Origin of the sequence: Bradyrhizobium sp. 157 (assembly GCF_023073815.1) — a bacterium.
Classification (GTDB): domain Bacteria; phylum Pseudomonadota; class Alphaproteobacteria; order Rhizobiales; family Xanthobacteraceae; genus Bradyrhizobium.
Genome location: NZ_JADPKF010000106.1, coordinates 1 through 14,779, shown reverse-complemented (window position 1 = coordinate 14,779; position 14,779 = coordinate 1). Strand labels below are relative to the sequence as shown.

12 protein-coding genes and 1 pseudogene are annotated in these 14,779 nt (G+C 64.2%); 6 read left to right on the top strand and 7 right to left on the bottom strand.

Annotated features, from left to right (window positions below; genetic code table 11):
• The first annotated feature begins 184 nt into the window (after window positions 1-184).
• Window positions 185-1,555, top strand: a complete 1,371-nt coding sequence (locus tag IVA95_RS33375) for an MmgE/PrpD family protein (protein ID WP_247514368.1) — start codon at window positions 185-187, stop codon at window positions 1,553-1,555.
• A gap of 298 nt (window positions 1,556-1,853) precedes the next feature.
• Here the strand turns inward: IVA95_RS33375 and IVA95_RS33370 are convergent, their stop codons facing one another.
• The 4 genes from IVA95_RS33370 to IVA95_RS33355 all read right to left on the bottom strand — a co-directional run bounded on the left by IVA95_RS33370 (window position 1,854) and on the right by IVA95_RS33355 (window position 5,142).
• Window positions 1,854-3,284 (bottom strand): serine hydrolase, encoded by a 1,431-nt coding sequence (locus IVA95_RS33370; protein WP_247514367.1) that lies wholly within the window; start codon window positions 3,282-3,284, stop codon window positions 1,854-1,856.
• Between the two features lie 149 nt (window positions 3,285-3,433).
• Window positions 3,434-4,498, bottom strand: a complete 1,065-nt coding sequence (locus tag IVA95_RS33365; RefSeq protein WP_247514366.1) for a helix-turn-helix domain-containing protein — start codon at window positions 4,496-4,498, stop codon at window positions 3,434-3,436.
• A gap of 134 nt (window positions 4,499-4,632) precedes the next feature.
• A complete protein-coding gene (locus IVA95_RS33360; protein WP_247514365.1) occupies window positions 4,633-4,866 on the bottom strand; it encodes a GNAT family N-acetyltransferase in 234 nt (77 codons plus the stop codon).
• Window positions 4,867-4,935: 69 nt separating this feature from the next.
• Complete coding sequence (locus IVA95_RS33355; RefSeq protein ID WP_247514364.1) at window positions 4,936-5,142, bottom strand: GNAT family N-acetyltransferase; 207 nt, start codon at window positions 5,140-5,142, stop codon at window positions 4,936-4,938.
• A 216-nt stretch (window positions 5,143-5,358) separates the two neighbouring features.
• On the opposite strand from IVA95_RS33355, the gene IVA95_RS33350 reads away from it, so the two are divergent.
• From IVA95_RS33350 to IVA95_RS33335, 4 genes are all read left to right on the top strand, one after another.
• A complete protein-coding gene (locus IVA95_RS33350) occupies window positions 5,359-6,276 on the top strand; it encodes a pirin family protein (RefSeq protein ID WP_247514363.1) in 918 nt (305 codons plus the stop codon).
• A 70-nt stretch (window positions 6,277-6,346) separates the two neighbouring features.
• Window positions 6,347-7,261, top strand: coding sequence for a phosphoribosylaminoimidazolesuccinocarboxamide synthase (locus IVA95_RS33345; RefSeq protein ID WP_247514362.1), 915 nt, complete (start codon window positions 6,347-6,349; stop codon window positions 7,259-7,261).
• Between the two features lie 114 nt (window positions 7,262-7,375).
• The gene (locus IVA95_RS33340) at window positions 7,376-8,182 is read left to right on the top strand and encodes a crotonase/enoyl-CoA hydratase family protein (RefSeq protein ID WP_247514361.1); all 807 of its coding nucleotides are present in this window, start codon (window positions 7,376-7,378) and stop codon (window positions 8,180-8,182) included.
• 116 nt (window positions 8,183-8,298) lie between these two features.
• Window positions 8,299-10,491 carry a SulP family inorganic anion transporter gene (locus IVA95_RS33335; RefSeq protein ID WP_247514387.1) on the top strand — a complete coding sequence of 731 codons (2,193 nt, stop codon included), beginning with the start codon at window positions 8,299-8,301 and terminating at the stop codon, window positions 10,489-10,491.
• An 11-nt stretch (window positions 10,492-10,502) separates the two neighbouring features.
• Here IVA95_RS33335 and IVA95_RS33330 read toward each other — a convergent pair whose 3' ends face one another.
• Complete coding sequence (locus IVA95_RS33330) at window positions 10,503-11,996, bottom strand: NAD-dependent succinate-semialdehyde dehydrogenase (RefSeq protein ID WP_247514360.1); 1,494 nt, start codon at window positions 11,994-11,996, stop codon at window positions 10,503-10,505.
• A gap of 207 nt (window positions 11,997-12,203) precedes the next feature.
• A complete protein-coding gene (locus IVA95_RS33325) occupies window positions 12,204-12,524 on the bottom strand; it encodes a hypothetical protein (RefSeq protein ID WP_065726288.1) in 321 nt (106 codons plus the stop codon).
• Between the two features lie 344 nt (window positions 12,525-12,868).
• Here IVA95_RS33325 and IVA95_RS33320 point away from each other — a divergent pair, with 344 nt between their 5' ends.
• Window positions 12,869-14,062, top strand: a complete 1,194-nt coding sequence (locus IVA95_RS33320) for a serine hydrolase domain-containing protein (protein ID WP_247514359.1) — start codon at window positions 12,869-12,871, stop codon at window positions 14,060-14,062.
• A gap of 462 nt (window positions 14,063-14,524) precedes the next feature.
• Here the strand turns inward: IVA95_RS33320 and IVA95_RS33315 are convergent.
• Window positions 14,525-14,680: pseudogene (locus IVA95_RS33315) on the bottom strand (IS110 family transposase); the annotation flags it as partial.
• Between the last annotated feature and the right edge of the window lie 99 nt (window positions 14,681-14,779).

Here is a 14,779-nt window from a genome sequence, read left to right as displayed (position 1 = left end):
CGTGGCGACGGCGAGCCTGGACCGCGAAGCATGCGTTTCGCGAAGGCCATCATGCGCCGCATTCCAGAATCTGCACGCCGCGCCTGTGCTAGACGACACCAGGCATAGCTGATGCCCGCGACGGGAGGCGGCTTGAAAGGCGAAATCAGCCCGCCTACCCTGCCCGGCAAAACGAGGAAACACGATGGCCCACGAAACCGCAACGCTCGCAGCCTATGTTGCCGACCTGAAATTGGCCGACATCCCGCCAGAGGTGCTGGAGCGCGCCAAGGTGCTGACGCTGGATTTCCTCGGCAGCGCGATCCGGGCCCGGCGCGATGCGGAATCGACGCCATCGCTGCTCAAGATGCTGGAAGCACTGGCGCTGGACGGCAAGGGCGAAGCCACCGTATTCGGCGATGCGAAGACCTGGACGCCCGCGGTGGCCGCGCTGCTCAACGGCGCGCTCGGCCATTCGCTTGATTTCGACGACACGCATGCCGACTCCTCGCTGCATCCGAGCGCGCCCGTGGTGCCGGCGGCGTTTGCGGTTGGCGAAATGGTCGGCGCATCCGGGCGCGACGTACTGACCGCGATCGTGGCCGGCTATGAAGTGTGCTGCCGGCTCGGCAACGCGCTCGATCCGACCTCGCATTATGCGCGCGGCTTTCATCCCACCGCGACGGCGGGAACCTATGGTGCTGCGGCCGCGGCGGGCAAGTTGTTCGGCCTCTCGAAGGACCAGATCATCTCGGCCTTCGGCGTTTCCGGCAGCCAGGCCGCGGGCTCGCTGCAGTTTCTGGTCAATGGCGCCTGGAACAAGCGCTATCAGGTCGGCGCCGCCGCGATGAACGGCGTGATTGCCGCGACGCTGGCGCGCAACAATTTTATCGGCTCGACCGAGTCGGTCGAGGGCAAGCATGGGCTCCTCGTGGGCTACAGCGACGATGCACATCCAGACAAGGCTGTCGCAGGCCTCGGCAAGACCTATGAGACGCTCAAGATTGGTGTGAAGCCATACCCGAGCTGCCGCTACACCCATGCGGCGCTGGATGCGCTGATCGCGATGCGCAGGGAACACAATCTGACGCCGGATCAGATCAAGCGCGTCGAGATCGGTCTTCATCGCAACGGCATCACGCTGACCGGCGATGCCGCCACCAAGCGGCATCCGACCTCGATCGTCGGCGGCCAATTCTCGATGTTCTTCACCGGCGCGCTGGCGCTCGACCAAGGCAGCTTCGGCTGGGACGATTACGAGCGGCTCGGTGATGCCGCCGTCAATGCGCTCGCCGACAAGTTCGACGTAGTGCAGGACGATCGACTGGAGATCGGCCGCACCCATCCTTTTGGCGCGCGCGTCTCGATCACCACCGAGGACGGCGTGCATGAGCGGCTCTATGCCGATCCTTCCGGCGAGCCGGATACGTTTCCCGACGCGCAGGCGATGCAGCAAAAATTCCTCACGCTCGCCCGCCCCGTGCTGAACGGCCGCGCCGATCAGCTCGCCGATGCGATCCTGTCGCTGGAGAGATTCGATCGCGTCGAGAAAGCCACGCAGTTAGGGCGGCAGTAGCTGCCAGCCTCAGTACGTAGCCCGGATGGAGCGAAGCGCAATCCGGGATCAGACCATCCGTTGGCAGTCCCCGGATTTCGCTTCGCTCCATCCGGGCTACGCGTCTAGCTTCAACATCGGCGGTGTACCCTCTCCCCTTGTGGGAGAGGGTGGATCAATCGTGCGAAGCACGATTGAGACGGGTGGGGGGTTCTCTCCGCGAGTGAACCTCTCGCATTAGCATTCGCGGAGAGAACCCCTCATCCGGCGCTGCGCGCCACCTTCTCCCACAAGGGGAGAAGGAGATTTGCCGCGCAGTTCAATTCGCGCCTGCCAGCCTTCCCTTGCTGTCGGTTGCCGCGACCACGTCGCGCACGAGCTCGAACACGCCGTCGGCTTCGGGCGGCCAGTTCGGCGAGCGCCCGAGCCGGACGATCACCAGCCGTTGGGAGGGCACGACGATCACATATTGTCCGAGCGTGCCCTTCGCGTAGAACGCATCGCGCGGCCAGCCGCGCTCGGTGCGGTAGGTAGCGCCAAAACTGTCGCCGTGATTGGTCCAGAAGCCGGCGCCCTGGCCGATCCAGCCGTTCGGCGTCGGCGTCGCCGTATAGTTCGCCCAGCCTTCGGGGAGGATGCGCTTTCCACCGGCAACGCCATCGTTGAGATAGAGTTGGCCGAAGCGCGCCCAGTCGCGGGCGCTGGCGAGCAAGTGGCTCGATCCTTCCGCATTGCCCGACGCGTCGAATTCGAGCGTCACATTGTGCATGCCGAGCGGCTCGAACACTTCCTGCCGCGCGAAGGCCATCATATGAGCCGCGCTGCCGCCGGTGGCCTGGCGGATCAGATGCGCGAGGATGACGGTGTTGCCGTCATGGTAGTTCCAAGCTGCGCCCGGCGCCGACGCCATCGGCATGCTCACTGCATAGGCGGCCATGTCAGGCTCCATGAACTTCATGCGGTTGACCGGCTCGAGCGCGGACGCCAGTGACGCCTGCAGCGAACTGCCGAGCTTTAGCCCCGCGGTGTGCCGCAGCAGATGATCGAGCGTGATGGCGCGCCTTGCATCATCAGGCTGTTGCCATGCCGCGATCGGCACCGGCTCATGAAGCTTCAGCGCGCCCTTGCGCACGAGGATGCCGGCCAGCGCCGAGATGACCGACTTGGTGGCGGAGAAGCCAAGCAGCGGCGTGTCGATGCCGATGGCCTCGGCATAGCGTTCGGCAATGATGCGCCCGTCCTTCAGGATCACCACGGCGCGGGTGTTGCGCGGCGTCGATCTGTCCGACTCGGCGAAGGCGCGGTCGAGTGCCGCGGCGAGCTGCGGCGTCTGCGGCACCACGACCGGCAGACCGGCGATGTCAGGCAGCAATGCCGGCCTGGCCTCCGACTGCGGCAACACAATCGCCGCCACGGGACCACCATGATCGAGATAACAGCCGAGCCCTTCGCCGCGATAGACGGCGTGGCTCCGGCCCTGGCCGAACAGCGTCACGGTAACGTCCTTACGCGCACGATCGACACGATAGTCGAGCGCCCAGGCGATCAGGCCGGCGCCCGGCATCGCGGACGAGGTCTCGGCAAACACCCGTGCCGGATCGAGGCCGGAGACGAAGGTCTCGGTGCAGAGCACGCTGGCGACGAAGCCGGTCACGACCTTCGGCACGTCGCGGGCGTGGGCGGCCGAGAGCGCGAGCGCGCTGAGCGCCGTGGTGGCGGCGAGGATGAGGATGAGATTTCGTCTGGTCACGGAGGCCTCCGGCATGACGCATCAGCGCGTGCCGGGGATGTTCACGAAGCGGCTCATGGCCGCTCGCCGGATTTGGAATGCGCGCTGGTCGAATACTCAACGCGCCTCGCCGATTCCAAAATTAGACAGCAATAGCAAGACGATACAAGCTAGGCCGCGGTCGCCTTGAGCCGGCGGTATTCGGTCGGCGTGACGCCGGTGATAGCCTTGAAGGCGCGGTTGAAGGGCCCAAGCGATTGGAAGCCGGCATCCATCGCGATGGTAATCACGGGGACTTCGGCCTGGCTCGGGTCGGCCAGCGCCGCCTTGGCTTCGGCGATCCGGTGCTCGTTGAGGAAGACATTGAAATTGCGGTAGCCGAGCCGCTGGTTGATCAGCCGCCGCAGCCGGTATTCGGGAATGGCGAGTTTGGCTGCGAGCGTGCCGATGGTGATGTTGTCGTGGCGATAGTTGCGCTCGTCGGCCATCAGCCGCATCAGTGCATCGATGAGTTTTTGATCGGCGGCGCTGGCTTCGACGGCGGCTGCCGCCTCGATTGGGTCGGTCCGGACGACTGCTGCGGCCGGGAATAGATCGGCGCCATCGAAACGCATCAACGCAATCGCGATTGCCGCGACCACGGCGGCGAGCAGCGCCGAATTCAGCGTGTTGGCAATCTCCGCGGCGCCGCTGCCAGAGAGCGATATCTGCAGCACCGCATTCAGCCCGCCGTACAGTGCCGCCACGCTGACAATGAAGACGCGGATGCGGCGCCGGCCCTCGACCAGATCAGCAGGCCAGGACGCGATGGTCTGCACTACGGCCAGCACGATGAAGCCGAGCGCGAGCAGATTGACGGCGATGATGGAAAGCCGCACGCCGGATGCGGGCGCCAGCCATATGCAATTGACGAAACTGAAAGCCGCGATCGCTGCCCAGGTCAACGCGTGCCACCAGCGCAGTTTGAACGTCTCCTCGAACAGCGCGCGCGTGAACAGCCAGAACACCACGGCATTGCCGGTCGACAGCGCGATCACGGGCGCAAGCGCCGGAGGCACCTTCGATGTGACACCGATCGAAGAGATCACGGCATGCGCCGCCGACCCTACTGCAAATGCCGCAGCGAGCCGTCCGGCGAGCACCGTTCCGAAACCGTGAAACAGTGATGCTGCCAAGACCAAGAGCAGCGCCACGGTGGCGCCGCGCAAGGCGATGTCGAAGGTGGAAAGCAGCATCGGATGGTCCGTTCGCGCGGGTCATCCCGCGCGGTCAATCTAGTGTGAATCGTTCCGCGATTCAATTTCTGCCGATTAACGCGTTCCACCGAACGCGCGACGTCACCCAGCGTTCATTGGTCTTGCCGGATAGATCAACTTCGCCATCCCTCCTCGCTCCCAATCGCCGCGCGACCGCTTGCGACGGTGCATTGATGGATTCGATGCAATGAATGATCTCCTCGATCTCGAAGGTCGCGAAGGACCCAGTCGATCGACGCCCGCGCGGCTTCTACTGCGTAGCCCCTGCCGCGGTATTCCCGGCCAATACCCCAGCCGACCTCAAAACCCCGGCCACCCCGGTGGGCACCACGGTCCCACGCGGCCAATATAGCGGCGGCTAGATTTTTCCTCGACTGCGAACATGCCGAAGCCGTGCAGCGCCCAATGCCCTGAGATCACGGCGGCGTTGCGCCATCCGCCGACCTCGGTGGTGATCGCCTTGCCGTCGGGCTGATGAAACGCGCGGTGTCGGGATCGGACAGCATCGCCGTATTCGCGGCAATGTCATCGCTGCGCCATGGCCGCAGGACCAGGCGCGCGGTCTCGATGATGGGACCGTCGACCTTCAGCAATTTTGCGCCGGGTTTGAGCGGAGGGATCATTGGCTTCCTGTCTCTGCCTTCCCAATCTACGCGCTTACTGTCGACATTGCGAGGAGCGACAGCGACGAAGCAATCCATCTCTCGGCAAGCGGCGCTATGGATTGTTTCGCGGGCCTGTCATCGGGCGCGCATTCGCGCGACCCGTTGGCTCGCAATGACGTGGATAGGCCGCGCCGCAATTCCTGCTATAATCGCCGCAAACCCGAAGGAGTCCCCATGAGCTGGCAACCCTCCAACGATCCCGTGCTCGGCGATGCCAAAAGCTGCGACGCGCTCGATCTCATCATCGTGCCGCGCACCCGCGATCTCGGCGACGGATTTGCGGTGCGGCGCGCGCTGCCGCATGGCAAGCGGCAGATGGTCGGGCCCTTCATCTTCTTCGATCATTTTGGCCCCGTGCAGTTCATGGCGGGCAAGGGCATGGACGTCCGCCCGCATCCGCATATCGGGCTTGCCACCGTCACCTACCTGTTCGACGGCTCGATCATGCACCGCGACAGCGAGGGCAACATCCAGGAGATCCAGCCCGGCGCGATGAACCTGATGACGGCAGGCCGCGGCATCGCGCATTCCGAGCGCACGCCCGACGTGCAGCGCCGCGACGGCCAGAAGATGCTGGGCCTGCAAAGCTGGATCGCGCTGCCGGCGGGATCGGAAGAGATCGCGCCGTCGTTCCAGCATTACGCGGCCGAAGCGCTGCCGACGGTGAGGGAGAGCGGATTTACCGCACGCATCATCGCGGGCCACGGCTTTGGCGTGACATCGCCGGTCAGCATGGTCTCGCCCTGGTTCTATACCGAAGTGACGGCGCAGGCCGGGACCAGCGTGCCGCTCGACCCCGACCATGAAGAGCGCGCGATCTACCTCGTCGACGGCGAGGTCGAGATCGCGAATGAACGCTACGAAGGACCGCGGCTCCTGATCTTTCGGCCCGGCGACCGCATCACGGTGAAGGCGGTCACGCCGGTGCGGATGATGTTTCTCGGCGGCGACGCGCTGGAAGGCCCGCGGCATATCTGGTGGAATTTCGTTTCCTCCAGCAAGGAGCGGATCGAGCAGGCCAAACAGGATTGGAAAACAGGACGGTTTGCCGCCGTTCCGCAGGAACATGAGTTCATTCCGCTGCCGGAGTGAGCTATTGCTCCGCTTTCTTTTATTCGTGCCCCGCGCGCCAACGCGCGGGCCTGTTCGAAAGCCTGATCAGATGAACGCAATGCTCGCCAGCGATTTGCCCCTGCCCCGGATCGGCCGCGGCAAGGTGCGCGATATCTACGCCGTCGGCAGCGACTGCGTGCTGCTGCTCACCACCGACCGAATCAGCGCCTTTGACGTGGTGATGGCGGAAACCATCCCGATGAAGGGCGCGGTGCTGACGCAGATCAGCGCGTGGTGGTTCCGCCAGCTCGAAGGCGTGGTGCCGCATCACATGATAAGCGCCGACGCCGACGAGATCATCCGCAAGGTGCCCGCGTTGAAGAATCATCGTGCCGACATTTTGGGCCGCGCGATGCTGTGCCGGCGCACCACCGTGTTTCCGGTCGAATGCGTGATCCGCGGCTATATCTCCGGCTCCGCCTGGAAGGAGTATGCGGCCTCCGGCACGCTTGCGGGCGAGGAGCTGGCGGAAGGCCTGCTCGAAAGCGGAAAGCTCGAGCCGCCGATCTTCAGTCCGGCAACCAAGGCCGAGACCGGCCATGACGAGAACATCACGGTCGCGCGCATGCGCGAGATCGTCGGCGGCGACGTCGCCGAAAAACTCGAGCGCATGGCGCGCACGGTCTACAATTTCGGCGAGCGGATCGCCCGCCATCAGGGCATCATCATCGCCGACACCAAATTCGAGTTCGGTCGCGCGGCCGACGACCGCATCATCTTGATCGATGAGGTGATGACGCCGGACTCGTCGCGGTTCTGGGCGGCCGACGTCTACAAGCCCGGCCGGCCGCAGCCCTCCTTCGACAAGCAGCCGCTGCGCGACTATCTCGACGCCGAGCGCCGCGCCGGCCGCTGGAACGGCGACGCCCCGCCGCCTCCGCTGCCGGACAGCGTGGTGGAGGAGACCAGCAAGCGCTATCTCGAAGCGTACCGGCGCGTGACGGGGGAAGAGTTGAATATCTAACCGCGTCATCCATCCCGCCGCACGTTTCGGTTCGCTCGCAATGAAGGCGTTGGGATTGCGTCATCCTCACGTCTAATGCCAAGCTTCCAGGAAATAATATCCAGGGAGCGCCCCATGACCGAAGTCGATTCCGTGATCGTCGAACGCGATGGTCCCGTGACCATCGTTTCCATCAACCGTCCGCATTGCCGCAACGCCGTCGATGGCGCGACCGCGCGGAAGCTCTACGATGCGTTTCTTGCTTTCGATGCCGACGAGAGTGCGTCGGTTGCGGTATTCACCGGCACCGGCGGCTATTTCTGCGCTGGCGCCGATCTGAAGGCGGTGGCGGCGGGCGATCCGAACAAGACGCGCGAGCTCGGCGGCCACGATTCGATCGCGCCGATGGGGCCGAGCCGGCTGCGGCTGTCGAAGCCGGTGATTGCCGCGGTGGAAGGCTTTGCGGTGGCCGGCGGGATGGAGCTCGCGCTATGGGCGGACATGCGCGTGGTCGCGGAAGACGCGACCTTCGGCATCTTCTGCCGACGTTTCGGCGTACCCTTGATCGATCTCGGCACCATCCGGCTGCCGCGGCTGATCGGCCATTCGCAGGCGATCGACTTGATTCTCACCGGACGACCGGTCGGCGCGCAGGAAGCGCTGCGCATGGGGCTCGCCAATCGCGTCGTGCCGAAGGGCGAAGCCCGCGCACAGGCGATCGCGCTCGCCAGCGACATCGCGGCCTTCCCGCAAAAATGCCTGCGCGCCGATCGGCTGTCGGCGCTGCGGCAATGGGATCTTTCGGAGGAGGAAGCGATCGCCAACGAAATGCGCGGCGGACTCGAGGTAATCGCCTCGGGCGAAACGCTGTCGGGCGCAACGCGTTTCGCCGCCGGCGTGGGCCGGCATGGCGCGTTCGGCGGCGAGGTGGGAACCGACTGACGCCGCGCAGCCATGTGCCTTCTTTGAGAGCCCGGTTGTCATAAAATTGTTGTTGTCGTCCCACGCCGCCCTCGTCCACGACTAACGTGCTGAAGTTTGGGGCTTTTTTTCGCGTGATTAGTCGATCCATCTATTTCGGCCCGCGGGCAAGGCGGGCTGTCAATGATGTTCTTGGTGGGAGCGCGGCGAGCGTCCTCGGCATTACATTCGGCCTGTCCTACGCGTTGCTGATCTTTGCGGGGCCGCTGTCGCCGTACATGTCCTATGGTATCGCGGCAACCTTCATCAGCTCGGCCGTGATTGCGACCACCATCGCGCTTGGCAGCTCTCTGTCATTTGCGGTCGCCGGCCCCGACAGCTCCACCGCGGCAGTGACTGGAATTCTGGCCGCATCGCTGGTCGAGCGCATCATCGCAGCCGATCCGTCGGCGCCGCTGCTCACGCCTGTTCTGATCACGCTCGGCCTCTCGACCATCGTCACCGGCATGGTGCTGTGCGGCCTCGGCCTGACCCGGATGGGCCGTGCTATCCGCTACGTGCCCTATCCCGTCGTCGGCGGTTTCCTGGGCGCGACCGGGCTTCTGATCGTGCTGGGTGCGATCCGCGTGATCACCGATCATCCGATGAAATTCAGCTCGCTACCTCAGTTCGCCAATATCGTCACAATATCGGAACTGGCCGCAGCCTGCGCGATGGCGCTGGTGCTATATTTGACATGGCACCGTTCGCGCGGCCCGTTCGGCCTGCCGATCATCCTGATCGGCGGCGTGATCGTGGCGCATCTGGCCTTCTGGATCATCGGCATCTCGCCGGAACAGGCCCGCGCGACCGGCTCCTTTGGGCCTCCGCCGCCTTCGGCGTTCATGCTGCCTTGGCATGCGGACGCACTTGCCCACTATCCCTGGACCGCGATGCCGGACCTGCTCGGCAATCTGATTGCAGTGGTCTTCGTTGCGGCGGCCAGCACGCTGTTCAACACCACCGGCATTGAGATCGCGGCGCATCGCGAAGCCAATCTGGAACGCGAACTCAATGTCACCGGCTTTGCCAATATCCTGGCCGGGGCGCTGGCTGGCTATGCCGGCTGCATCTCGGTAAGCCGCACCATCCTGAATTTCAGCAGCGGCGGCAGGGGCCGGCTGTCCGGCCTGACGGCCGCGGCCGTCTCGCTGCTGATGCTGGCGATTGCGCCCGAACTGCTCGGCTACATGCCAAAATTCGTGCTTGGCGGGCTCCTGCTCTATCTGGGTGCGGACCAACTGCACAAATGGATTATCGAGTCGCGCAAGCGCCTGACCAGGACCGAATACGCGTCGCTGCTGGTGATCATCGTTATCATCGTCCAGTGGGGCTTCGTGCCGGGCATTCTGATCGGGATCATTATCGGCTGCGCGACCTTTGCTTTCAGCGCGGCACGGATCGAGGCGATCAAGTTCATCTTTGACGGATCGGAATATCGCAGCTCGCTGGATCGTTCGCGCGACGACCAGGAAGTGCTACTGGCCCATGGCGGCAAGATCCAGGGGCTGAACCTGCAGAGCTACCTGTTCTTCGGTTCCGCCAACCGGCTCTATCAGCATGTCAAGGCGCTGCTGCAGGAGCAGCCGGAGTGCCGGTATCTACTGTTCGACTTCAAGCTCGTCACCGGCATCGATTCGTCGGCAGCGCACAGTTTTGCCCAGATCAAACGCAGCGCGCATGATCTCGGCGTCCATCTGGTGCTGGTGCATCTGTCCGCTAGCACAGCGAAGGTGCTGCGCTCGAGCGACTTCATCACCGATGGCGTCACCACGATCGACGAACTCGACCATGCGCTGGAATGGTGCGAGAACGAGATCATCATGCAGCATCAGGGACTCGCGCAGGAAGCGGCCAATCTGCGCGACTGGTTCACCGAGATACTCGACAGCGAGGACGACGCGGATGAGCTGATCCGCCGCTGCCAGCGCATAGAGGTCGACACCGCCGAGATCATCGTGCGCGCCGGCGATGCCGCCGATTCTATGCATTTCATCCTCGACGGACGCGTCGGCATCATGGTGCCGGCAGATGACGGACGCATCACGCGGGTGCGCAGCCTCGGCCGCTACACCACGATCGGCGAGATGGGCCTCGTCTCGCACGCGCCGCGCAGCGCGACGATCCAGGCCGAGATCGCCAGCGTGCTGTACGTGCTGAACAAGCACCAGTTCGAGGCGATCAAGGCCGACGCCCCCGAGCTCGGCCAGAAGCTGTTGACCTATTTCGTCTCGGTCATGGCGGAGCGGCTTTCCTTCGCCAATCGCACGATCGCGGTGTTGCGAAGGTAGCAAGCCCGGAGCTACACCCCTGCCATCATCACATATTTGATCTCGACATATTCTTCCATGCCGTGATGCGAGCCTTCGCGCCCCAAGCCTGACTCCTTGACGCCGCCGAACGGCGCCACTTCCGTGGTGATCAGGCCGGTGTTGACGCCGACCATGCCTGACTCCAGCGCTTCGGCGACGCGCCAGACGCGGCCGAGATCGCGGGAATAGAAGTAGGAGGCGAGGCCGAACGGCGAGGCGTTGCACATCGCGATCACGTCGGCTTCATCCTTGAAGCGGAATACCGGCGCCAGCGGGCCGAACGTTTCCTCGTGCGCAACGAGCGCATCCGGCTTCACGTTCGAGAGCACCGTCGGCTCGAAGAAGCTGCCGCCGAGCGCGTGGCGCTTTCCGCCGGTGACGATCTTCGCACCGCCCTGCACCGCATTCTCGATATGCTTCTCGACCTTGAGTACCGCGTCCATGTTGATCAGCGGGCCCTGTGTCACGCCCTGTTCGGTGCCGTCACCGATCTTCATCGCCGCGACTTTCTTCGACAGTTTCTCGACGAACGCGTCGTAGATCTTGTCCTGGGCGTAGATGCGGTTGGCGCAGACGCAGGTCTGGCCCATGTTGCGGTACTTCGAGATCATCGCGCCCTCGACGGCAGCATCGATATCGGCATCATCGAACACCACGAACGGCGCGTTGCCGCCGAGCTCGAGGCCGAGCTTCTTCACGCCGACGGCGGCCTGCTGATAGAGGATCTTTCCGACTTCGGTCGAGCCGGTGAAGCCGATAAAGCGCACGGCAGGATGCTCGCACAGCACCTTGCCGATCGCGGACGAATTGCCGGTGAGGATGTTGAACACGCCTTTGGGCACGCCGGCCTTTTCGGCAAGCGCGACCAGCGCCAGCGCGGTCAGCGGCGTTTCATTGGCGGGCTTGAGCACCACGGTGCAGCCGGCGGCGAGCGCCGGCGAGACTTTTCGCGTGATCATCGAGCACGGGAAATTCCAGGGCGTGATGGCGCCGCAGACGCCGATCGGCTGCTTGATCGCGAGGAGCCGCGCATCGGGCCGCTGGGTCGGAATGGTTTCGCCGTAGACGCGGCGGGCTTCCTCGGCGAAAAATTCGACATAGGCGCCGCCGATATCGACTTCGCCGAGCGCTTCGGCCAGCGGCTTGCCTTGTTCCGACGTGAGGATCAGCGCGAGATCCTCGCGGTTCGCCGCGATCAGCTCGTACCATTTGCGCAAGATGTTTGAGCGCTGTTTGGCGGTGAGCCTGGCCCAGGCGGGGAAGGCGCGTTCGGCGGCTTCGACGGCTTGCGTTGCTTCGGCTGTGCTGAACGCCGGGACTTTTGCAAGCTCCACGCCATTGACCGGATTGGTGACCGGGCGCGACGGCGTGCCGACCCAGGCGCCGTCGATGTAGCAGCGGTCGCGCAGCAGCGAGGGATCTTTCAGGCGGTCATGCAGTGAGGGCTGGGAGGATTGGGCGCGAGCGGCGACGGGCGGGTTCATGGCGTTACTCCTCGGATTTTCTTGAAGGATTGGCCCGAGTATAGGCCGATATCAGCGGCTATGCACCGGCCGGAGACGCGGGTCTGCTTCAAGGAATGTTGAGGGAGGCCAGTCGTTCGTCATTCCTAGGCGGTCCGAAGGACCGAGCCCGGAATCTCGAGATTCCGGGTCTGGTCCTTCGGACCATCCCGGAATGACGGAACGGACTCACGCCGCGCCGCTCATATAGGTTTCGCGACGGCCGATCATGCGCTGCGCGGCGGCCTTGGCGTCGGCCTTCGAGGAGGTCGCGCAGGTGCGGTATTCGAGGTCGGGCAGCTTGGCCGTGTCGCGGCGGCCGAACCAGGATTTGGAGCCGACCGCAAGCTGCGCCAGCGCCTGGGCGACGTTGTCGACCGCCTCGAACGAGTGCAGCGCGCCGGTGCCGGCATAGCGGACCTCGTAGAGCCCGGGCGTGATCGGCGCCTCGATGTTCTCGCCTCGTCCGGGACGGGGATACCGCTTCCATTCACTCCAGGTCGAGATCATCGCGCCTCGCAATTCGAAATTACAACGATTTTCATCAAATCAATGCTGCAACCAGCATCGTTTGTGCTGGAATCTGAACGCTTTACTGCAGAAAATCGGCGCCGGGAATCGCCGCGGAATCACGTTATCGTGGCTGCCCAATCCGGTCACCCGCCGAGCCCTCATCCATCGCGGATTGTGGCGAGGTGTTGCAGTTTGGTGCCGCTGCCATGCGCACCCGCTGCCCATCCTTGCCCATCACGAGATCGCGACATCAGCGGCGGCGCTCGCCGAGCGCTTGCGGGATCACGCGGCCGGGAGGAAGATCGTTCCACTTCCATAAAAATCAAAGCGGGAGGAGACCCATGCAAAGCAAGGCTGAGATCGACCAGATTCTGCGGCAGAAATGCGAGGCGAAGGAAGTTCCCGGCGTCGTCGCGATGGCGGCGACCGGCAGCGAGGTGATTTATCAGGGCGCGTTCGGCAAGCGCGACCTTTCCAAGGACGATGACATGACCGCCGACAGCGTGTTCTGGATCGCCTCGATGACCAAGGCGATTACGACCGCGGCCGGCATGCAGCTCGTGGAGCAAGGCAAGCTCTCGCTCGACGAGCCGATCGGAAACGTGCTGCCCGATCTCGCTTCGCCACAGGTGCTGGAAGGTTTCGACGCCAATGGCGAGCCGAAGCTGCGTCCCGCCACCAAGCCGATCACGCTGCGCCATCTGATGACCCACACCGCGGGCTTCGCCTACAACATGTGGAACGGCGACTGCGCGCAATATCTGGAGAAGACCGGCACCCCGGCGATCACCACCTGCCAGAACGCCGCGCTGAAGACGCCGATCATGTCCGAGCCCGGCACGCGCTGGGAATACGGCACCAATATCGACTTCGTCGGCAAGGCGGTGGAGGCCGTGACCGGCACCCGGCTCGACGCTTATTTGCGCGATAACATGTTTACGCCGCTCGGCATGAACGACACCGCTTTCAAGATCACCGATTCCATGCGCCAGCGGCTGGTCGGCATGCATGCCCGCGGCGAGGACGGCACGCTGGCGCCAATCCCGTTCGAGCTCGAACAGGAGCCGGAATTTCACATGGGCGGCGGCGGCCTTTACGGCACCGCGGCCGACTACATCAAGTTCACCCAGATGATCCTCAACAAGGGCCGCGGCAACGGCAACCAGGTGCTGAAGCCCGAGACGGTCGCGCTGATGAGCCAGAACCAGATTGGCGATCTCACGATGGGCAAGATGGTGACGGTGGCGCCGATCTACACCAACGACGTCGATCTCTATCCCGACATCGTCAAGAAGTGGGGACTCTCGTTCCTCATCACCACCGCCCAGACGGCCGAGGGGCGCAGCGCCGGCAGCCTGGCCTGGGCCGGCCTCGCCAACACCTACTTCTGGATCGACCCGACGCGCGACGTCAGCGGTGTGATCCTGATGCAGCTGTTGCCGTTCGCCGACGCAAAATGCCTGGAGGCCTTTGCCGGGTTTGAGCGCGGAGTGTACGCCGGGCTCGACGCCGGCAGCGGCCAACGCGCGGCGTGAAAGAGAAGAATGAGGGCGGCTACGCTTCCTCGCGTGGTACGCCCTCACCTCATCCCCACGTGTCATGCCCCGCGCAGGCGGGGCATCCAGTACGCTGCGGCTTCTCGGCGTGATCACCGCTGTCTCCGCAACGTCATTGCGAGGAGCGCAAGCGACGAAGCAATCCATCTCTCCGCATATGCGGCGCAATGGATTGCTTCGCTTCGCTCGCAATGACGGGGAGGGATTGGCACACATCCAATTACTGACATGCTTTCACGATCTCGCGGCGCATTCCGCCCGAGCTTTGCCCTTATCTTTCGCCCCCCAATGAGAACAGAGCAACTGTGTCGAAGTAGACCGTTGATCGGCCGGCCTCAAGGCTGGCGCGGCGCGCGCCACCGCCTGCGGCGGCTGACGGCCTTGACCCCGTCCGCTCGCCGGTCTGTTGGCTGGGCATGCGCTCGGTCGGGGACCGAGCGGTCAGGCGCTCGCTGAGTTGAGCGCGTAGCGGCTGGGATCCCACTTCTGTCGTCGTGCGACCATCGTGTTGAGAATGACGATCAGCTTGCGCATGCAGGCAATGATCGCAACCTTCGGCTTCTTTCCGTTGGCAATCAGGCGGCCATAGTAGGCCTTCATCGTTCTTGGCCAGGCGTCCGGCCGACTGCGCGAAGCTGCGGACCCGTTTGGGGTCGACAATCCGCACCTCGATGCCGGACTCGCGCAGTACCTTGG

Excerpts from the sequence above, each read along its gene's own strand:
- IVA95_RS33365 (WP_247514366.1), bottom strand. The coding sequence starts at position 4,498 with ATGCTGCTTTCCACCTTCGACATCGCCTTGCGCGGCGCCACCGTGGCG.
- IVA95_RS33325 (WP_065726288.1), bottom strand. The coding sequence starts at position 12,524 with ATGATCTCGACCTGGAGTGAATGGAAGCGGTATCCCCGTCCCGGACGA.
- IVA95_RS33375 (WP_247514368.1), top strand. The coding sequence starts at position 185 with ATGGCCCACGAAACCGCAACGCTCGCAGCCTATGTTGCCGACCTGAAA.
- IVA95_RS33345 (WP_247514362.1), top strand. The coding sequence starts at position 6,347 with ATGAACGCAATGCTCGCCAGCGATTTGCCCCTGCCCCGGATCGGCCGC.
- IVA95_RS33330 (WP_247514360.1), bottom strand. The coding sequence starts at position 11,996 with ATGAACCCGCCCGTCGCCGCTCGCGCCCAATCCTCCCAGCCCTCACTG.
- IVA95_RS33320 (WP_247514359.1), top strand. The coding sequence starts at position 12,869 with ATGCAAAGCAAGGCTGAGATCGACCAGATTCTGCGGCAGAAATGCGAG.
- IVA95_RS33340 (WP_247514361.1), top strand. The coding sequence starts at position 7,376 with ATGACCGAAGTCGATTCCGTGATCGTCGAACGCGATGGTCCCGTGACC.
- IVA95_RS33355 (WP_247514364.1), bottom strand. The coding sequence starts at position 5,142 with ATGATCCCTCCGCTCAAACCCGGCGCAAAATTGCTGAAGGTCGACGGT.
- IVA95_RS33350 (WP_247514363.1), top strand. The coding sequence starts at position 5,359 with ATGAGCTGGCAACCCTCCAACGATCCCGTGCTCGGCGATGCCAAAAGC.